At 70.2% G+C, this 18,879-nt stretch carries 14 protein-coding genes; 5 read left to right on the forward strand and 9 right to left on the reverse strand.

Annotation, left to right across the window (positions count from 1 at the left end; genetic code table 11):
• Positions 1 to 84 precede the first annotated feature (84 nt).
• Genes purH through KV100_RS06075 form a run of 3 tightly spaced genes read right to left on the reverse strand, consistent with a single transcriptional unit; the run spans position 85 to position 3,528 of the window.
• Positions 85 to 1,671 carry a bifunctional phosphoribosylaminoimidazolecarboxamide formyltransferase/IMP cyclohydrolase gene (gene purH / locus KV100_RS06065; RefSeq protein ID WP_220341968.1) on the reverse strand — a complete coding sequence of 529 codons (1,587 nt, stop codon included), beginning with the start codon at positions 1,669 to 1,671 and terminating at the stop codon, positions 85 to 87.
• Positions 1,668 to 2,255, reverse strand: coding sequence for a phosphoribosylglycinamide formyltransferase (gene purN, locus KV100_RS06070; RefSeq protein ID WP_220341969.1), 588 nt, complete (start codon positions 2,253 to 2,255; stop codon positions 1,668 to 1,670). The genes purH and purN overlap by 4 nt, the downstream gene beginning before the upstream one ends.
• A gap of 19 nt (positions 2,256 to 2,274) precedes the next feature.
• Entirely contained in the window at positions 2,275 to 3,528 is a 1,254-nt protein-coding gene (locus KV100_RS06075) for a DUF6350 family protein (RefSeq protein ID WP_220341970.1), read from the reverse strand.
• Positions 3,529 to 3,642: 114 nt separating this feature from the next.
• On the opposite strand from KV100_RS06075, the gene KV100_RS06080 reads away from it, so the two are divergent.
• Positions 3,643 to 5,514 carry a sensor domain-containing protein gene (locus KV100_RS06080; RefSeq protein WP_220341971.1) on the forward strand — a complete coding sequence of 624 codons (1,872 nt, stop codon included), beginning with the start codon at positions 3,643 to 3,645 and terminating at the stop codon, positions 5,512 to 5,514.
• 22 nt (positions 5,515 to 5,536) lie between these two features.
• Here the strand turns inward: KV100_RS06080 and KV100_RS06085 are convergent, their stop codons facing one another.
• Positions 5,537 to 6,505: an NAD(P)/FAD-dependent oxidoreductase gene (locus KV100_RS06085; protein ID WP_220341972.1), complete on the reverse strand. Its 969-nt coding sequence runs from the start codon at positions 6,503 to 6,505 to the stop codon at positions 5,537 to 5,539.
• Positions 6,506 to 6,562: 57 nt separating this feature from the next.
• On the opposite strand from KV100_RS06085, the gene KV100_RS06090 reads away from it, so the two are divergent.
• The gene (locus KV100_RS06090; RefSeq protein ID WP_220341973.1) at positions 6,563 to 7,000 is read left to right on the forward strand and encodes a MerR family transcriptional regulator; all 438 of its coding nucleotides are present in this window, start codon (positions 6,563 to 6,565) and stop codon (positions 6,998 to 7,000) included.
• Positions 7,001 to 7,082: 82 nt separating this feature from the next.
• Here KV100_RS06090 and sucD read toward each other — a convergent pair whose 3' ends face one another.
• Both sucD and sucC read right to left on the reverse strand, forming a co-directional pair.
• Positions 7,083 to 7,976 carry a succinate--CoA ligase subunit alpha gene (sucD, locus tag KV100_RS06095; RefSeq protein ID WP_220341974.1) on the reverse strand — a complete coding sequence of 298 codons (894 nt, stop codon included), beginning with the start codon at positions 7,974 to 7,976 and terminating at the stop codon, positions 7,083 to 7,085.
• A gap of 14 nt (positions 7,977 to 7,990) precedes the next feature.
• On the reverse strand, positions 7,991 to 9,154 hold the full coding sequence (sucC, locus tag KV100_RS06100) for an ADP-forming succinate--CoA ligase subunit beta (protein WP_220341975.1): 1,164 nt from the start codon (positions 9,152 to 9,154) through the stop codon (positions 7,991 to 7,993).
• A 106-nt stretch (positions 9,155 to 9,260) separates the two neighbouring features.
• Here sucC and KV100_RS06105 point away from each other — a divergent pair, with 106 nt between their 5' ends.
• Both KV100_RS06105 and KV100_RS20075 read left to right on the forward strand, forming a co-directional pair.
• A complete protein-coding gene (locus KV100_RS06105; RefSeq protein WP_220341976.1) occupies positions 9,261 to 10,154 on the forward strand; it encodes an alpha/beta fold hydrolase in 894 nt (297 codons plus the stop codon).
• A 168-nt stretch (positions 10,155 to 10,322) separates the two neighbouring features.
• Positions 10,323 to 11,657, forward strand: coding sequence for a M23 family metallopeptidase (locus tag KV100_RS20075; protein ID WP_220341977.1), 1,335 nt, complete (start codon positions 10,323 to 10,325; stop codon positions 11,655 to 11,657).
• Between the two features lie 342 nt (positions 11,658 to 11,999).
• Here KV100_RS20075 and pcrA read toward each other — a convergent pair whose 3' ends face one another.
• Positions 12,000 to 14,417, reverse strand: a complete 2,418-nt coding sequence (pcrA, locus tag KV100_RS06115) for a DNA helicase PcrA (protein WP_220341978.1) — start codon at positions 14,415 to 14,417, stop codon at positions 12,000 to 12,002.
• 130 nt (positions 14,418 to 14,547) lie between these two features.
• Here pcrA and KV100_RS06120 point away from each other — a divergent pair, with 130 nt between their 5' ends.
• Complete coding sequence (locus KV100_RS06120) at positions 14,548 to 14,907, forward strand: GntR family transcriptional regulator (protein WP_220341979.1); 360 nt, start codon at positions 14,548 to 14,550, stop codon at positions 14,905 to 14,907.
• A gap of 18 nt (positions 14,908 to 14,925) precedes the next feature.
• Here the strand turns inward: KV100_RS06120 and KV100_RS06125 are convergent, their stop codons facing one another.
• Positions 14,926 to 17,322, reverse strand: a complete 2,397-nt coding sequence (locus KV100_RS06125; protein ID WP_220341980.1) for an excinuclease ABC subunit UvrA — start codon at positions 17,320 to 17,322, stop codon at positions 14,926 to 14,928.
• A 64-nt stretch (positions 17,323 to 17,386) separates the two neighbouring features.
• The gene (gene zwf / locus KV100_RS06130; RefSeq protein ID WP_220341981.1) at positions 17,387 to 18,853 is read right to left on the reverse strand and encodes a glucose-6-phosphate dehydrogenase; all 1,467 of its coding nucleotides are present in this window, start codon (positions 18,851 to 18,853) and stop codon (positions 17,387 to 17,389) included.
• Positions 18,854 to 18,879: the final 26 nt, after the last annotated feature.

Here is an 18,879-nt window from a genome sequence, read left to right on the forward strand (position 1 = left end):
TCGCATGCAAGACTTCGTGCGGGCCCCCTCGCCTCGGAACCCTCGGAGTCGGGCCGTACGCGCTCTGACGCACGGCCCGACGCGTCAGTGGAAGAAGTGACGCGACCCGGTGACGTACATGGTGATCCCGGCGGCGTTCGCCGCCGCGACCACCTCCTCGTCACGGACCGAGCCGCCTGGCTGCACCACCGCACGGACCCCGCCGTCGATGAGGACCTGCAGCCCGTCCGCGAACGGGAAGAACGCATCCGAAGCAGCGACCGCGCCGCTCGCCCGCTGCTCACCGGCGCGCTCGACGGCGAGCCTGCAGGAGTCGACACGGTTCACCTGGCCCATCCCGACGCCGACGGCCGCACGGTCCTTCGCGAGCAGGATGGCGTTGGACTTCACCGTGCGGCACGCCTTCCACGCGAACGCCAGGTCGGCGAGCGTCGCGTCGTCGGCGGGCTCACCCGCGACGAGGGTCCAGGCCGCCGGGTCGTCGCCGGGTGCGTCGACGTGGTCGCGGGCCTGCATCAGCGCACCGCCCGAGATCAGACGCAGCTCGATCCGCTGAGCGTGCTCGTCCAGCGGGGCGACCAGGATGCGGATGTTCTTCTTGCGGGTCAGCACCTCGACCGCGCGCGGCTCGAACTCGGGCGCCACGATGACCTCGGTGAACACCTCGGCGACCTTCTCGGCCATCTCGACCGTCACCGGCCGGTTCGCCGCGATCACGCCCCCGTACGCGGACAGGGGGTCGGTCGCGTGGGCCTTCGTGTACGCGTCGAGCACGTCGTCGCCGACCGCGATGCCACACGGGTTGGCGTGCTTGATGATCGCGACCGCGGGCTCGTCGAAGTCGTTCGCGGCCCTGCGCGCCGCATCGGCGTCGACGTAGTTGTTGTAGGACATCTCCTTGCCGTGGAGCTGGGTCGCGTTCGCGATCCCCGGCCGCTCACCGTGATAGAGCGCCGCAGCCTGGTGCGGGTTCTCGCCGTAGCGCAGCACCGTCGAGAGCCCCCAGTCGCCACCGATCCACGCCGGGAACTGCTGCTCGGGCTGCGGCGCGTAGACGTTCTCGAACCACGACGCGACCGCGATGTCGTACGACGCGGTGTGGGTGAACGCCTCGGCGGCCAGCCGCGCGCGCTGGGCCAGCGTGAACCCCCCGCCGCGGACGGCGTCGAGCAGGGCGTCGTAGCGTCGCGGATCGACCACGACGGCGACCGACGGGTGGTTCTTGGCCGCCGCGCGGACCATCGACGGGCCGCCGATGTCGATCTGCTCCACCACGTCGTCAGGCGCGGCGCCCGAGGCCACCGTCTGCCGGAAGGGGTAGAGGTTGCTGACCACCAGGTCGAACGGCTCGATCTCGAGGTCGGTGAGCTGCTCGACGTGGCTGTCGAGCCGGAGGTCGGCGAGGATTCCCGCGTGGAGGCGCGGGTGCAGCGTCTTGACCCGGCCGTCGAGGGTCTCGGGGAAGCCGGTCACCTCTTCGACCCGCCTCACCGGCACGCCTGCCTCGGCGATGCGCTCGGCCGTCGACCCGGTCGAGACGATCTCGACCCCCTCGGCATGGAGGCTGCTGGCGAGCGCCTCGAGCCCCGTCTTGTCATAGACCGAGATCAGGGCCCGCTTGATCGCGCGCCTGCCGTCGTCCTGACGTGCGCCGTACGCGTCATCGCTCATCCGATGGTGACCTTTCTTCCGGCGATGGTCCAGCCTCCGCGGACCATCGCTCCGACGGCGTCGACGAGCTGACGACGCTCTGCTTCCTTGATCCGCTCGGTGAGCGTGTCTTCGGTGTCCTCGTCGAGGACCGGGACGGCGACCTGGGCGATGATCGGCCCGGTGTCGACGCCGTCGTCGACGAAGAACAGGGTGGCGCCCGCGACCTTGACCCCGTACGCGAGGGCGTCGCGCGGTCCGTGGATCCCCACGAAGCTCGGCAGCAGCGAGTTGTGGGTGTTGACGTAGCGATCGGCGAAGGCGGCGAGGAACTGCGCGCCCACCAGCTTGAGGAAGCCCGCCGACACGACGAGGTCAGGCTCGTACGAAGCCACGCTCGCGGTCAGGGCGGCGTCCCAGGCAGCCCGGTCCTCGTGGTCGCGGAGCCGGTGGACGAACGTGGCCGCACCGGCACGCTCCGCGCGGGCGAGCCCTTCGATCCCGTCGCGGTCGGCGCCCACCGCGACGACCTCGGCACCGTAGGCCGGGTCGCGGGATGCGTCGATCAGGGCCTGCAGGTTGCTGCCGGACCCGGAGACCAGCACGACGAGCCGTGCCGGACGGTCAGTCGACGGGGGTGGAGTCCGGCGTGTCTGGGACCGCGGAGGCGGCGTCGTCTGCTCCACGGCGCCCACGATAGTGCGCCGCGGCCGCGCCGACCGCGCCACCCACGGCGAGGACGACGATCGACAGCGGCACCGCGAGGCCGACGTCGGGACCGGTGTGGCCCAGCCGTCCTGGTCCGATGGCGCCGCCGGACAGGAGCAGGCCGACCGCGACGGCCGAGCCGGCGAGCGCACCCGACCCGGCACCCGCGGTGAGGACTGTACGAAGGGTGCCTACCCTCGCCCCGTCCGGTCGCGGGGCCACGGTGGAGTATCCGGCGACCGCACCGGCCAGCAGGGGCACCACGGCGAGGACCACCAGCCATGCCGGACGCGGACCGACCGGCGGCAGCGCAGCCAGGACCGGCAGGGCGGGAACGGCTCCCAGACCGCTGGAGGTGAGCGTCACCGAGGTGCCCGTACCCACGGCATACCCGGGGCCGAGGAGGGCAGCGGCGTTCCACAGGACGAGGTTGGGCAGGACGAGCACACACACGAGGAGCAGCCCTACGCCGCCGAGGACACCAGGGTTCAAGCCGCTCCAGAGTGCGCCCGCGGCATCGAGGCGCACCACGAGGCCGCCGATGACGAGCAGCGCCGCCACGGCGAGCACCACGGCGGCCCCGAGCATCGCGCCCCGCAGCGCAGCCCGCCCGAGCACGGGCAGCGCCAGGTACTGGCGACGGGCGACTCCCGTCCCCTGGGCACACCCGGTCGTCCCGCACAGCGCGCCCAGGAGGAAGCCCGCGAACGCGGCCCGCAGCGGCTCGACCTGCACCGCCGCCAAGGCCGACCACCACGCCACGAGGACGAGCACCACCGCGTACGCCGTCCCGCACGCCAGGCCGGCGATCACCGCCTCCCGCACCGAGGACGACACCCCGTACGCGGCGGCGAGCCGCGACACCGCGCCGTGCAGGAGCACCACGACGAGGGCGAGGAGGCCCAGAGGGATCGCGTTGATCACCGTGCTCCCGACCGCGACGCCCGTCCCGTGGGCGGCGAGCCAGCCGATCGCGCCGCCGCGCAGCGCTCCTCCGGCCGTCCCTCCCTCGCCGGAGAGCCAGACCACGACGGTCAGGCCACCGCAGAGCAGGAGGCCGATGGCGGCGGCGAGGAGGGCGCCGGTCGCGCCGGCCGCCCAACCAGGCCGCCCGACGCTGACGAGGCGTCCACGAACAGGGCCCGGTGCTGATCTCAAGGTCTCGGTCATCATCACCATCGTCCCTGTAGCCTGGGTCGCCGGGACGGAGGCACGCCGGACGCGCTGCCAGGGGGACCGCCCAAAAGACCGAGCACCTCACCCCGACGTTGGGAGATCCGAGTCATGCCGAAGGTGGAAGAGTTCGACACCTTCTACGACTCCACCAGCCGCTACGTGACCCACCTCACGTACGCCGAGAGCGGTGACCGCACGCTCACCGAAGAGGCGGTCGCCGAGGCGTACGGGAAGGCGTGGCAGAGCTGGGGCAAGCAGCGGACCCGCGACCCTCTCGCGTTCGTGCGCGGCGAGGCGTTCCGCCACGCACGCGTGGCCCGCGGCACCCGGCCGTGGCGCCGCCGGAACGAGGACGACAGCGACGTCGCCCTGATCGAGGCGCTGCAGGGACTCGGCAACCGCACCCGCCGGCTCATCATCCTCCAGACCCTGGGCGAGCTCGACCTGTCCTCCGCCGCCCGTGACCTCGCGATGACCGACGCTGACGCCGTCACCGAGACCCAGCAGGCGGTCACCGAGCTCGAGCAGGCCCTGGGCCAGAGCATCGGGCAGGTCGAGAGCCGTCTCCTCGGACTGTCGGAGATCTCCGAGCGCATCCCCCTCCAACGCCCCGCCAGCATCCGCGGCAAGGCGCGCAAGCGCAGCCGCCGCCGCACCCTCGGCTCCGTCGCGGCGGCGACCGCGGCGGTGGTGGCCGCCGGGTTCGCCGTCGCACCGACCGCTCCGCTGAGCCCCGCCCACGCGCAGGAGCGCAACCGCGTCGGCGAGCGCATGGTCGAGCCGGCGCGACCCGGTGACGCGGTCACCGCGCGCTCGCTGCTCAACGCGATCGAGGTCGGCCGGATCAACCCCAAGCGCGACTGGACCACGGTCACGACGGTCGCGGACGAGTCGGCGGTGGACGACGAGGGTGAAGCCTCGGCGGAGCCCGCCGGCGAGGACGTCCGTGACACGAGTGACGACCCGCTGACCTCCTGCGCCCCGCGACGCTTCGCCACCGACCGGCCCGCCAAGACCTATCTCCGTGAGTTCGAGGCGTACGGCCAGCCGGAGCAGGCGGTGCACGTCCTCGAGGTCGCGCGCGACACCCAAGGTGCGCAGCAGGCGTTCAAGCGTCGGCTCCAGTGGTACGCCGACTGCGCGGTGCCGCGGGTCCAGATCACCTCCAGCAGCGCGACCGTGGCCGGGGCGGCGTCGCCGGTGACGATCCTGCGGCTCCAGGAGCTCACGTCTCCCACCAGGACGCTCACCATCGGTCTGATGCAGACCGGCGTCGTCAACACGATGCTGATGCACCGCGCCGACGGCTCGGCCGCTCCGTCGATGGCGGCGTTCGGCCAGACGCTCGTCGAGGGCATGCGGCTCGCGTGCGCCGCGTCGGGCGGTCCCTGCACGACGTCGACGAAGGTCGTCGGGGCACCGCTCCCCCGGACGTCGTCCAACCCCGGCTTCCTCGCCGCCGTCGACCTGCCTCCGGTGGGTGCCCAGTCGCAGCCGTGGGCGGGCACCGAGCCCAAGGCACCCAGCGACAACCCCGCCGCCACCATGTGCGACCGCGCCAACTTCCTCACGCGCGGCGTCGTCAAGGCGCGTGGTCGGATGTACGTCGTCCCGAACGACAAGGCTGCGCCGCGAACCTTCGGTATCGGCCAGTCGATCGCCACCTTCCGGACGCCGGCTCGAGCACGCGCCTTCGTCAAGAGCCTCGAGAAGCGCATCGCGAAGTGCGAGGACCGCAACCAGGCGGCCACGATCTCCGCCGGCAAGCCGATCCGTGGCGCCGGCTACACCGGCAAGACCTGGCGGATGTCGTTCGAGACCGGCCGCAAGTCGGTGATCAGCTATCGCCTCGCGCTCGTCGTCCGGGGCGCCACGGTCACCGAGGTCGCGCAGTCGGGCAACAAGCGGGCCGACCTGAGCGCCGGGCAGTTCTCCCAGATTGCCGATCGCGCCGGCCAGCGCCTCGCCCACTGGCGCTGACCGGCGTCGAGCCGCGTCCCCGCTAGGCCATGGCGGGCACGGGGTCGGCGATGGCCGCGTCCACGAGATCCTGGTCGACAGCCGTGGCGGCCAGCAGTCCCGCCGAGATGGCCGTGACGACCGAGGCCAGCGGCATCGGCAACGAGGCGAGGTGCGCGAGGTCACCGGCGGCATAGATCCCGTCGCGACTCGTGCGACCCAGCTCGTCGGTCCGGATGCAGCCCGACGGCAGCATGGCCAGGCCCAGCTGCTCAGCGAACGGCGCGGCCTGGGCGAAGGAACCCGTGGTGACGAACATCCCGCCGATCTCCTCGGCCGGCCCGTCGGCGAACGACACCACCGCCCCGTCGCCGCGACGCTGGACGCCGGAGATCGGCTCCTCCCGCACGTGCACCCCGTTCCTCGCGAGGAGCTCACGGGTCTCCCCCTCGAGGTCCTCGCCGTCGGCGAGCACCGTGATGCGGTCGGCGATCCGCGCGAGCAGCATGCTCACACGGCCTGCGTGGGGACCGCTTCCGAGGATGGCGACGTGGCGCTCCTTGAGCTCGTACCCGTGGCAGTAGGGGCACTGGGCGACGATGTCGCCCCACAGCTCCGCCAGCCCTGGGGTGTCGGGCAGCGTGTCACGCAGCCCGGTGGCGAGGATGACGTTCTTCGCGCGCACGCGCAGCGAACCACCGTCGGGCGCGGCATCCACGCGAACGCTAAAGACATCTCCCTCGGGGACGACTTCCGTCACCTTCGCCTCGCACGTCTCCACCGTGTCGTACGCGGCGAGCTCCGCGCGAGCCGCCGTACGGAAGTCCTCGGGCGAGGTCCCGTCGCGGGTGACGGCGTTGTGCATGTGCCGCGCCGAGGCGTTGCGGTACTCGCTGGAGTCGAACGCGACCACGTCACGCCGCATCCTGCCCAACGTCAACGCGGCCTGGAGTCCTGCCGGGCCTCCGCCGATCACGACGGCGTCGTAGGTCTTGTCCGGTGCGATGGTCATGGTGTCCTCTCATGCTCTGGGTTGATTGAGGTACCCAGCATGTGACTTCATGTCAACATGAAGTCAACCTCCGACGAAGTGACCTGGTCCGTGGGCGACCTGGCGGCCAGGTTCGACCTCCCGACGAACGTCCTCCGGCACTGGGAGTCGGTCGGCCTGCTCGCGCCAGGCCGAGACGCGGGCGGCAGACGCCGTTATGACGACAGCGACGTCGTCCGTGTCGCCGTCATCCTCCGCAGCAAGGCCGCGGGCATGTCCCTCGACCAGATCCGAGTACTCCTGGACGCGCAGTGGGCCGGACGGCACAGCGTCCTCGAGGCGCACATCGCCGACCTGGACCGGCGGATGGCCGAGATGGTCCGGTCCCGCGAGATGACCGCCCACGCGCTGGAGTGCCGGGCGCACGACATCACCTCGTGCCCGAACTTCCGGTCCACCCTCGACGACGTCCTCCAGGGCGGCGAGTGGAACGCCGAGGGCCCGGACCACACGTGATGCCGTACGCAGAGGCGCCCCGACCAGAAACCCGGTCGGGGCGCCTCGTACGTGCCGCGCTGGCGCGGCCGTCGGGCCTGCGTCAGAGAGCCTTGAGGATCTCGCGCATGAGCTCGGCGGTCTCGGACGGCGTCTTGCCGACCTTGACACCGGCGGCCTCGAGGGCCTCCTTCTTGGCCTCGGCGGTGCCCGAGGAGCCCGAGACGATGGCGCCGGCGTGGCCCATCGTCTTGCCCTCCGGGGCAGTGAAGCCTGCCACGTAGCCGACGACCGGCTTGGTGACGTGCTCCTTGATGTACGCCGCGGCCCGCTCCTCGGCGTCGCCACCGATCTCGCCGATCATCACGATCGCCAGGGTCTCGGGGTCGTTCTCGAACGCCTCGAGCGCGTCGATGTGCGTCGTCCCGACGATCGGGTCGCCGCCGATGCCGATGGCGGTCGAGAAGCCGTGGTCCGACAGCTCGTACATCATCTGGTACGTCAGCGTGCCCGACTTCGACACGAGGCCGACCGGGCCCTTGCCCGCGATCGTGTGCGGAGTGATGCCGGCCAGCGACTCGCCCGGCGTGATGATGCCCGGGCAGTTCGGCCCGATCATCCGAGTCTGCTTGCCCTCGAGGTACGACCAGACCTCGGCCGTGTCCTGGACCGGCACACCCTCGGTGATGACGACCAGCAGACCGATGCCCGCGTCGATCGCCTCGACGCAGGCGTCCTTGGTGAAGGCCGGCGGCACGAACACGACCGACACGTCGGCGCCGGTCTCGGCCATCGCCTCCTTGACGGTCCCGAAGACGGGCAGCTCGACCTCAGCGCCGCCCTTCTTGTGGGTCACCGTGGTGCCCGCCTTGCGGGCGTTCACACCTCCGACGATGTTCGACCCGGCGTCGATCATCAGCGCGGTGTGCTTGGCACCCATCCCGCCGGTGATGCCCTGGACGATGATCTTGGAGTCTTTGTTCAGGTAGATCGACATGTCCTCGACCCCTCTCAGGCGTTCGCCAGCTCGGCGGCCTTGTCGGCCGCGCCGTCCATGGTGTCGACCAGGGTGACCAGCGGGTGGTTGCGCTGGTCGAGGATCTGCCGACCGAGCTCGACGTTGTTGCCGTCGAGGCGGACGACGAGCGGCTTGGTCGCCGCGTCGCCGAGCAGATCGAGTGCACCCACGATGCCGTTGGCGACCTCGTCACAGGCGGTGATGCCGCCGAAGACGTTGACGAACACCGACCGGACGTCGGGGTCGCCGAGGATCACGTCGAGACCGTTCGCCATCACCTCGGCGTTCGCGCCGCCGCCGATGTCGAGGAAGTTCGCGGGCTTCACGCCGCCGTGCTTCTCACCGGCGTACGCGACGACGTCCAGGGTCGACATGACCAGGCCCGCACCGTTGCCGATGATCCCCACCTGGCCGTCGAGCTTGACGTAGTTGAGGTTGAGCGCCTTGGCCTTGGCCTCGAGCGGGTTCTCCGCGCTCTTGTCGACGAAGGTCTCGTGATCGGGGTGGCGGAAGTCCGCGTTGTCGTCGAGCGAGACCTTGCCGTCGAGCGCCTCGAGCTTGTCGCCGGCCAGACGCGCGAGCGGGTTGACCTCGACCAGAGTGGCGTCCTCCTCGACGAAGACCTTCCACAGCGCCTCGATCAGCGTCACGGCCTGCTCGAAGATCGGCTCGGGGAAGGCTGCCTCGGTCGCGATCGCGCGGGCCGTCGCCTCGTCGACGCCGGTGCCCGGGTCGATCGGGATCTGCTTGACGGCGTCGGGGTTGGTCTTCGCGACCTCTTCGATCTCGACACCACCCTCGACCGACGCGATGCAGAGGTACTGCCGGTTGGCGCGGTCGAGCAGGAAGGAGAAGTAGTACTCGTCCTCGATGCTGGCGGCGGGCGCGACCAGGACACGGTTGACCGTCAGGCCCTTGATCTCCATGCCGAGGATGTCGCTGGCGCGGTCGAAGGCCTCCTGCGGCGTCTTGGCGAGCTTGACGCCGCCGGCCTTTCCGCGGCCACCGGCCTTGACCTGGGCCTTGACGACGACTGCGCCACCCAGGTCTTCGGCGCCCTTGCGCGCCTCTTCAGGGGTGTTCGCCACGACGCCGAGCGTCACGGGAACCCCATGCTTGGCGAAGAGCTCCTTCGCTTGGTACTCCATCAGATCCACGGTGATGCCGTCCTTTTGGTACAGGTGCGCTGCCGTACAACCTTCGCGACTTTAGCCCCGTGAGCCTCGTCACAACCGGACGGGGTGCGCGGACTAGGATCCGCGCATGGCAGGTGACAGCGCTCCTCTCAGTGTGCCTTCTGCAGGCGTGACGCTCGCCGTGCACCGGTCGGGCACCCGTACGGGACCCACCGTCGTCCTCTCGCACGGCTACCCCGACGACCACCACGTCTGGGACCGGGTGATGCCCCTGCTCGACGATCACGACGTCGTGACCTACGACGCCCGCGGCGCCGGAGAGTCCTCGGCACCGAGCGCCCGAGCGGGTTATCGGGTGGAGCGGCTGGTCGACGACCTCGTCGCCGTCCTCGACGCCGTCCGCCCCGACGGCGGCGCCGTGCATCTCGTCGGTCACGACTGGGGCTCGGTGCAGCTGTGGGCCGCGGTGTTCGCCGCGGGCGACGACCCCCGACTTCGCGGACGGATCGCGTCGTTCGTGTCCATCAGCGGGCCGGACCTGCGGCTGTACGGCGCGTACCTCCGTACCTCCGCGCGCGAACACCGCTGGCGGCGCCTCGCGGGACAGCTCGCGAAGTCGTCCTACATCCTCGCGTTCCAGGTGCCCGTCATCCCCGAGCTCGTCGTACGCGCGGCACCAGATCGAGTGCGACAGGCACTGGCGCGCTCGCAAGGGCTCGAGGAGGACCACTGGCCGGACTCGTTCGGGACGACGGCGGCCAACGGGCTCAACCTCTATCGCGCCAACGCCTTCCGGTCGGCGTCGTCACCGCTCCCCGAGCCGACGGACATCCCGGTGACGCTGGTGATCCCGGTTGAGGACGACTTCCTCTCGCCGTCCTTGTACGACGGGCTGTCGCACTACGTACGGCACCTGTCCCGGCACGAGGTCAGCGCCGGTCACTGGGTGCCCTGGACCCGGCCGGAGGCGGTCGCCTCCACGGTGCGGGAGACGGTGTCGGCAGCGCCCGGCACGAACTGAGATCGAGGTCATAGACGGGCCGTCCCTCCCCCGCCACGACAGGGATCCAGAGGCTGACCTTGACCAGTCGCCCAAGATGCAGGACAGTGGTCCGGTTGTCACTCTTCGGTAACGGGGGCGCTTCCGTTAGGGTCAACATCCAGGCAGTCCACAGTGGAGGTTGAGTACGTGACGTCGCGCCCCGCGCCCAAGCGCCGCGCCGAGAAGCCCAAGAGGGGCATCTCGCGACCGTCAGACTCCACCACCCCCAACGCCTCCGCCGCCACGAGCGGACGCAGGGTCGCAGGCCGTACGGCCTCCCCCGCCGGCGAGGCGACGCGATCTCCCCAGATCCACCCGACGCCGCTTCCCGCGTCGGCCGTCGAGACCACGCTCATCCGGACCGAGATCACCGCGGTCCGCACCGAGGTCGCCTCCCAGGCGGAGGTCAGCCGCCCGCAGCCTGCGCTTCCTCAGCTCCCGAGCGCGATCGACTCCTCTGCCGGCTCGTCCGCGACGCCCCCCGCGCGTGACCAACCTTCCGCACCGGGCCGCCGGGCCCGGCGTTCCGAGCCCGAGGTCGCGCAGAGCGCCCCGCGTGAGAGCGCCCCGCGTGAGAGCGCCCCGACCGGCTCCACTACTGCGTCGTCCTACCGCGGCAAGCGCGCCGCAGAGCTCCCCCCGATCCCGGCCGAGTCCACGGCCACGATCGATGCGGTCTCCGAGCACACCACGATCACCGAGCGACGCTCCGGCGAGATGCGCACCGCTCGCCGTGCCACTCCTCCTGGCTCCCGCTCCGCCCACACGCGCACCCGTCGCTTCCCCGGGCTCCCGACGCCGGCTGTGATCGGTGCCGCCGCCCTGGTGGTTGCCGGTTTCGGCGCGGTGGCCATGTCGTCGGCCAAGCCGCCGGTCATGGAGACCGCCGACTTCAAGGCGCTGTCCGCCGACGTCTCGGGTGGCGCGGCCGCCAAGCGGTACGACCCCAACAACGTCGACGTGACCCGTGACTTCGACCGGGCGTTGATCGCCAAGCAGGCGGAGCAGCAGGCCGCTCAGCGCAGCACCGCTCTCTCGCAGCTGGCCGACAAGACAGAGGCCCGCTCGCAGGAGATCAAGAAGAAGCAGTGGGTCCTCCCGCTGACGGGCTACCGCCTGACCGCACGCTTCGGCCAGTCCAGCTCGCTCTGGTCGACGACCCACACCGGGCTCGACTTCGCGGCCCCCTCAGGCACGCCGCTGGTCGCGATCGCCCGCGGCACGGTGACCAGCACCGGCTTCGACGGGGCGTACGGCAACAAGACCGTGCTGACCCTCGAGGACGGCACCCAGATCTGGTACTGCCACCAGTCGTCGGTCAAGGCCAGCGTGGGCGACTCGGTCGCGCCGGGCAACGTGATCGGCTATGTCGGCTCGACCGGCAACGTGACAGGCCCGCACCTCCACCTCGAGGTCCGGCCCACCCCGGACACGCCGGTCGACCCGATGACCGCCCTGCGCGAACACAACGTCTTCCCCTAACCCGTCGCGGGTCATCCCCTGGCCCTCGCGGGTCACCTTCTCGCGCTCGCGGGTCACTCCCTGGCGCCCGCGGGTCACCCCTGGCCCTCGCGGGTCAGTGTCTGGCCTTCGCGGGTCACTCTCTGATCGCTCGCGGGTCACCCTCTAGGCCTCGCGGGTCACTCGCCCTACCACTGGCGGGGTCACCTCCCCGATCGGTACGGCGGGCGGGGCCGGGTGCCAGAAAGTGACCCACGGAGTCGAGAAAGTGACCCGCGGGCAGCGGGGAGTGACCCGCGAGTGCCAGAAAGTGACCCGCGGGCGGCAGGAAGTGACCCGCGAGCGCCAGAAGGTGACCCGGGGTCAGATCTTCTCGACGGGGGCGTAGCGGAGCAGGAGCCGCTTGACGCCCTCGGACCCGAAGTCGACCGACGCCACGGCACGGTCGCCGGCGCCCTCCACCGCCACCACCGTCCCCAGACCGAACGTGTCGTGTGAGACACGGTCGCCCGGCGACAGGTTCGGAACGTCACGCTTGGCCTTGCTCGCCTTGTCAGCCGTCGCCGAACGCAACGGGGCCGCGGAGGTCCGGCGCGGCAGGTAGCCGCCGGACCACGTGGTCGTGTCGGCCTGGGTGCGCTTCCAGTCGACGAGGTCCTCGGGGATCTCGTCGAGGAAGCGCGACGGCGGGTTGTGCGAGGGCGCGCCCCAGGCGGAGCGTACGAGCGCCCGGGTGACGTAGAGCCGCTGCTCGGCCCGGGTGAGCCCGACGTAGGCGATCCGGCGCTCCTCTTCGAGCTCCTTGGGATCACCCAACGACCGCATGTGCGGGAAGATCGACTCCTCGAGCCCGGTCAGGAACACGACAGGGAACTCCAGCCCCTTGGCCGTGTGCAGCGTCATCAAGGTGACCATGCCGTCGCCGGAGTCCGGGATCGAGTCGGCGTCGGCGACGAGCGAGACGCGCTCGAGGAACGCGGCCACGGAACCCGGCTGCAGGACGTCATCGTCGGCGGTCTCTGCGTCACCGTCTCCCGCATCGGCGGTGAGCGTCGCGGCGTCGGAGACGAACTCGCGCGCGACGGCCACCAGCTCCGAGAGGTTCTCGACGCGAGCCTCGTCCTGCGGATCGGTGCTGTTCTCGAGCTCATCGAGGTAGCCGGAGCGGGCCAGCGTCGCCTCGAGAACCACGTCGACCGGCTCGCCCGACGCCGCCATCTCCTGCAGGCCGGTGATCGTCTCGACGAAGCCGGCGATCTGCTTGAGCGACCGCGTCGCGATGCCGGGTGCCTCCTCCGCACGCTGCAACGCCTCCCAGAACGTGATGCGGAGACGGTCGGCATACGCCCCGACCACGGCCTCTGCTCGGTCTCCGATGCCGCGCTTGGGGGTGTTGAGGATGCGACGCAGCGAGACCGTGTCGGCCGGGTTGACCAGCACCCGGAGGTAGGCGATCGCGTCCTTGATCTCCTTGCGCTCGTAGAAGCGCACCCCGCCGACGACCCGGTAGGGCAGGCCGACGCGGATGAAGACCTCCTCGAACACGCGCGACTGTGCGTTGGTCCGATAGAAGACGGCGACATCGCTGGGCTTGGCCAGCCCTTCGTCGGTCAGCCTGTCCACCTCGTCGGCGACGAACTGCGCCTCGGCGTGCTCGTCGTCGGCGACGTAGCCGATGATGGCCTCGCCCTTGCCCTGCGCGGACCACAGGTTCTTTTTCTTGCGGCCCTCGTTGCGGGAGATGACGGCATTGGCCGCGTCGAGGATCGACTGCGTCGAGCGGTAGTTCTGCTCGAGCATGATCGTCGTCGCTGTCGGGAAGTCGGCCTCGAACTCGAGGATGTTGCGGATGTTGGCCCCGCGGAAGGCGTAGATCGACTGATCGGAGTCGCCCACCACCAGCAGGTCGGAGTCGGGCTCGGTGCACAGCTCGCGGATGAGGACGTACTGGGCGTGGTTGGTGTCCTGGTACTCGTCGACGAGCACATGACGGAACCGGCGCCGATAGACGTCGGCGACGTCGGGGAACGCCTGGAACAGGTGCACCGTGGTCATGATGAGGTCGTCGAAGTCCATGGCGTTGGACGCCCGTAGACGCTCTTGGTAGGCCACGTAGGCCGTGGCGTAGGCGCGCTCGGTGTCGTTGTGCGCCTTGGATGACGCCTGCTCGTGGTCGACGAGCTCGTTCTTGAGGTTGGAGACCCAGTTGAGCACTCCACGCGGCGGGAACCGCTTGGGGTCGAGCTCGAGGTCTCGGCAGACCTGGGTCATGAGGCGCTTGGAGTCGGCCGCGTCGTAGATCGTGAACGTCGACGAGTAGCCGAAGCGCTGGGCCTCCTTGCGGAGGATGCGTACGCAGGCCGAGTGGAACGTCGACACCCACATCAGCCGCGCGCGCCCGCCGACGAGGTCGGCGACGCGCTCGCGCATCTCGGCAGCAGCCTTGTTGGTGAAGGTGATCGCGAGGATCGACCCCGGGTGGACGTGGTGCTGCGAGATCATCCAGGCGATGCGCCGCGTCAGGACGCGGGTCTTGCCCGAGCCTGCGCCGGCGACGACCAGGAGCGGGCCACCCGCGTGGGTGACGGCCGCGCGCTGCGGGTCGTTGAGCCCCTCGAGCAGCGCGTCTGCCTTCGCCGCGCGGCGCGCCTCGATCTCCTCGTCGCTCGGACCGTCGTGGCCGCCTCCGCCAGGGCTGCCGAGAGCGGGGGTCGTACGGGCGTCGCCGGGTCGCGAGCCGCCCGGCAGGCGGTCTGAGGGCACGGGAAACGGGAGGCTCATCGTGCTCCCCAGCCTACGGGGGCCGACGGACATGATCGCGCCGGGCGTACTGGAACAAGCTCACCCACTGTTCACCAGTGGCGGCCTACTCTTGACAAGGGGGGTCACTGCGAGCTAAGGAGGCGCCGACGTGCGCATCGTCATTGATCCCGACGTGGGTGAACCCCCGTACGAGCAGGTACGCCGCCAGATCGCGTCGCAGGCAGCCGACGGCACGCTGGGTCCGGGGGCACGTATCCCGACGGTGCGTGCGCTCGCCCACGATCTCGGCCTCGCGGTGAACACCGTGGCGAAGGCCTACCGCGCACTGGAGGCCGAAGGCGTCGTCGAGACGCTGGGGCGCCGCGGGACGTTCGTCCGTACGTCGGTGATGACAGCCGACGTCTCACGTGCCGCTGCCGCGGCGGCCGACGCCTACGTCAGCGAGCTTCGCCGCCTGGGCCTGGCTCGCACCGAAGGCGTCAGGATGGTCGAGGACCGCTGGCTCTGACGCCCACCGAGTCTGCGCTCAGGCGCCCACGTAGTCCGCGAGGTGCTTGCCGGTGAGGGTCGACCGGTCGGCGACGAGATCAGCGGGGGTGCCCTCGAAGACGACCCTGCCTCCGTCGTGGCCTGCTCCCGGACCGAGATCGATGATCCAGTCCGCGTGGGCCATCACGGCCTGGTGGTGCTCGATGACCACCACCGACCTCCCGGAGTCCACCAGCCGGTCGAGCAGCGCGAGCAGCTGCTCGACGTCGGCGAGGTGGAGACCGGTGGTCGGCTCGTCGAGGACGTAGACGTCCCCCTTCTCGGCCATCTGCGCCGCCAGCTTGAGCCGTTGCCGCTCTCCGCCCGACAGGGTCGTCAGCGGCTGCCCGAGGCTGAGGTAGCCGAGCCCGACGTCGACCAGCCGGTGGAGGATCTTGTGCGCAGCCGGTGTCCGTGCGTCACCGTCGCTGAAGAACGCCTCGGCATCGGTCACCGACATCGCCAGCACCTCGGCGATGTTGCGGCCACCGAAGGTGTACTCGAGGACCGATCCCTGGAAGCGCCGGCCCTCGCACTCCTCGCAGGTCGACTCGACGGTCGCCATCACCCCGAGCTCGGTGAAGATCACTCCTGCGCCCTTGCAGGCCGGGCACGCACCCTCCGAGTTGGAGCTGAACAGTGCCGGCTTCACGCCGTTGGCCTTGGCGAAGGCCTTACGGATCGGCTCCAGCAGACCCGTGTACGTCGCGGGGTTGCTGCGTCGCGAACCCTTGATGGCGCCCTGGTCGACGACGACCACGCCGTCGCGCTCGGCGATCGAGCCGTGGATCAGCGAGCTCTTGCCCGAGCCGGCGACGCCGGTGACGACGCACAGCACGCCCAGCGGCACGTCGACGTCCACGTCTTGCAGGTTGTGCATCGACGCGCCACGGATCTCGAGCGCCGCGGTGGACGTGCGGACCTCCTCCTTGAGCCTCGCGCGGTCGTCGAGGTGGCGCCCGGTGGTCGTGTCGCTCTCCCGGAGCCCTTCGATCGTGCCCTCGTAGCAGATCGTGCCGCCGTTGGTCCCCGCGCCGGGACCGAGATCGATCACGTGGTCGGCGATCGCGATCGTCTCCGGCTTGTGCTCGACGACGAGGACGGTGTTGCCCTTGTCGCGCAGCTGGAGGAGCAGCTGGTTCATCCGCTCGATGTCGTGCGGGTGGAGCCCGATGGTGGGCTCGTCGAAGACGTACGTGACGTCGGTGAGGGACGAGCCGAGGTGGCGGATCATCTTGGTCCGCTGCGCCTCGCCGCCCGACAGCGTGCCGGCGGGACGCTCGAGGCTCAGGTATCCCAGGCCGATCTCCTGGAACGCGACGAGCAGGTGCTGGAGGCCGCGGACGAGGGGGGCGACTCCCGGCTCGTCGAGCTCACGCATCCACGCCGCGAGGTCGCTGATCTGCATCCGGCAGAGGTCGGCGATGTTCTTTCCCCGGATCGTCGAGGAGAGCGCCTCCTTGCTCAGCCGGGTGCCGTCGCAGTCGGGGCAGGTCGTGAACGTGATCGCGCGCTCCACGAATCGACGCACGTGCGGCTGCATGGCGTCGACGTCCTTCGAGAGCATCGACTTCTGGATCTTGGGGATCAGGCCCTCGTACGTGAGGTTGATGCCCTCGACCTTGATCTTGGTCGGCTCCGCGTAGAGGAGCTGCTGGAGCTCCTTCTTGGTGAATTTCGCGACCGGCTTGTCCATCGGGATGCCGGCGCCGCTGAAGATGCGTCCGTACCAGCCGTCCATGCTGTATCCCGGGACGGTCAGCGCGCCCTCCTCGAGACTCTTCGACTCGTCGTACAACGCGGTCAGGTCGAAGTCGCTGGTCACTCCCATCCCCTCGCAGCGCGCACACATGCCGCCCTGGTAGACCGCGCCGCGGACGACCGTCTTCTCCTCCTTCCCGCCCTTCTCGGTCTTCATCACGCCGCTCGCCGTACGGGTCGGGACGTTGAACGCGAAGGCCGTCGGCGGCCCGATGTGCGGGGTGCCGAGGCGGCTGAAGAGGATCCGCAGCATCGCGTTGGCGTCGGTGGCGGTACCGACCGTGGAGCGCGGGTTCGCCCCCATGCGCTCCTGGTCGACGATGATCGCCGTGGTGAGCCCCTCGAGGTGGTCAACCTCGGGACGCGCGAGCGACGGCATGAAGCCCTGGACGAACGCCGAGTACGTCTCGTTGATCATCCGCTGAGACTCCGCGGCGATCGTGGCGAAGACCAACGAGCTCTTGCCGGAGCCGGAGACCCCGGTGAACGCCGTGAGCCGGCGCTTGGGGATCTCGACGCTCACGTCCTTGAGGTTGTTCTCGCGCGCGCCCTGCACGCGGATCAGGTCGTGGCGGTCCGCCGCGTGGTCGGAGTCGGCCTGGGGAGGAGGAGCGGGGTGGCGGGCGGTGTCCATGGCCGCCACGCTAGCGGCGAGCGAGCTCCCGTCGCTTCTTCATTCCTGACCTCCGAGCGGGCCGTCAGCGCGGCGTCTCCGTGTGCCCATCGTCGTGCGGCTCATCCTTGTGCTCCCGCCACGGGCGCTCGAACGGCAACCGCCAGGCGTTCGGCGCGATCAGCTGGTGGATCGCGTTCGGCCCCCACGAGCCCGGCGGGTAGACCCTGACCGGCGACGGGTGGTCGATGAGCTGTTGCGAGAGACCCCACAGCTGCTCGATGCCGTCGGCGGTTGTAAACAGCGTGTGGTCGCCGCGCATCGCGTCGTAGATGAGCCGCTCGTACGCCTCGAGGGCCGACACCGCGCCGGGGTCCTCGTGGAACGAGAACTGCATGGAGTACTTGTCCATCCGCATGCCGTGCCCGGGCTTCTTGCCGTAGAACGACAGCGACAGCCGCGCGCGGTCCGCGAGGTCGAACGTCAGGTGGTCCGGGCCCTGCGCACCCACACCCGACCCCTCGGGGAACATGCTCTTGGGCGGCTCCCGGAACGCGATCGAGATGATCCGCGCGCCTTCGGCGAGCTTCTTGCCCGTACGGAGGTAGAACGGCACTCCCGCCCACCGCCAGTTGTCGATCCAGCACCGCAGCGCGATGAACGTCTCCGTCTCGGAGTCGTCCGACACGGCCGGCTCCTCGCGGTAGCCCGCGTACTGGCCGCGGACGACGTCGGCGGGCTCGATGGGCAGCATCGACCGGAAGACCTTGTTCTTCTCCTCGGTGATCGCGTGCGGGGTGAGTGCCGTCGGCGGCTCCATGGCGACGAAGCCGAGCACCTGGAAGAGGTGCGTCACGACCATGTCCCGGTAGGCACCGGTCTCCTCGTAGAACCCGATCCGCCCACCGAGCCCCAGTGTCTCCGGCACGTCGATCTGGACGTGTTCGATGTGGTTGCGGTTCCAGATCGGCTCGAACAGGCCGTTGGCGAAGCGGAACGCCAGGATGTTCTGCGCCGCCTCCTTGCCGAGGAAGTGGTCGATACGAAAGATCTGGTCCTCGCGGAACACCTCGTGGAGCGCCGCGTTCAGACGCCGGGCCGACGCGAGGTCGGTGCCGAAGGGCTTCTCCATGATGATCCGCGAGCGCGGCGCCAGGCCGGCCTCGTCGATCTCGTGCACGACCGACAGCGCGGCCTTGGGCGGAACGCTCAGGTAGTGCAGGACCTGCGGCTCGCCGCTGACCTCGGACTCGGCCTTGCGAACGACGGCGGCAAGCCCGTCTGCGCCCTCGTCACCAGGCGCCCAGCGGAGCATGCCGGCGAACTCGGCCCATGCCTCGTCGGTGGGTGCCGGCGTGCTGAACTCGTCGACCGCGTCACGCGTCAGCGTGCGGAACTTGTCGAGGTCCATGTCGTCGAGCGACGTGCCGACGATCCGGGCGTCCTGGAGCAGGCCGGCCTGCCAGAGGTGGAGCAACCCTGGAAGCAGCTTGCGCCGTGCCAGGTCCCCCGTCGCCCCGAACAGAACAATGACGTACGACTGCGACTCCATGCGCCTCAGCGTAGTGCGCGCCCGCG

The sequence above is a fragment of the Mumia sp. zg.B21 genome (assembly GCF_019550855.1).
In the GTDB taxonomy this organism is placed as follows: domain Bacteria; phylum Actinomycetota; class Actinomycetes; order Propionibacteriales; family Nocardioidaceae; genus Mumia.

What these genes read in the sequence shown, in the direction of transcription:
- purH (WP_220341968.1), bottom strand. Translation starts at nt 1,671, where the DNA reads ATGAGCGATGACGCGTACGGCGCACGTCAGGACGACGGCAGGCGCGCG.
- KV100_RS06075 (WP_220341970.1), bottom strand. Translation starts at nt 3,528, where the DNA reads ATGACCGAGACCTTGAGATCAGCACCGGGCCCTGTTCGTGGACGCCTC.
- KV100_RS06080 (WP_220341971.1), top strand. Translation starts at nt 3,643, where the DNA reads ATGCCGAAGGTGGAAGAGTTCGACACCTTCTACGACTCCACCAGCCGC.
- KV100_RS06085 (WP_220341972.1), bottom strand. Translation starts at nt 6,505, where the DNA reads ATGACCATCGCACCGGACAAGACCTACGACGCCGTCGTGATCGGCGGA.
- KV100_RS06090 (WP_220341973.1), top strand. Translation starts at nt 6,563, where the DNA reads ATGAAGTCAACCTCCGACGAAGTGACCTGGTCCGTGGGCGACCTGGCG.
- sucD (WP_220341974.1), bottom strand. Translation starts at nt 7,976, where the DNA reads ATGTCGATCTACCTGAACAAAGACTCCAAGATCATCGTCCAGGGCATC.
- KV100_RS06105 (WP_220341976.1), top strand. Translation starts at nt 9,261, where the DNA reads ATGGCAGGTGACAGCGCTCCTCTCAGTGTGCCTTCTGCAGGCGTGACG.
- pcrA (WP_220341978.1), bottom strand. Translation starts at nt 14,417, where the DNA reads ATGAGCCTCCCGTTTCCCGTGCCCTCAGACCGCCTGCCGGGCGGCTCG.
- KV100_RS06125 (WP_220341980.1), bottom strand. Translation starts at nt 17,322, where the DNA reads ATGGACACCGCCCGCCACCCCGCTCCTCCTCCCCAGGCCGACTCCGAC.
- zwf (WP_220341981.1), bottom strand. Translation starts at nt 18,853, where the DNA reads ATGGAGTCGCAGTCGTACGTCATTGTTCTGTTCGGGGCGACGGGGGAC.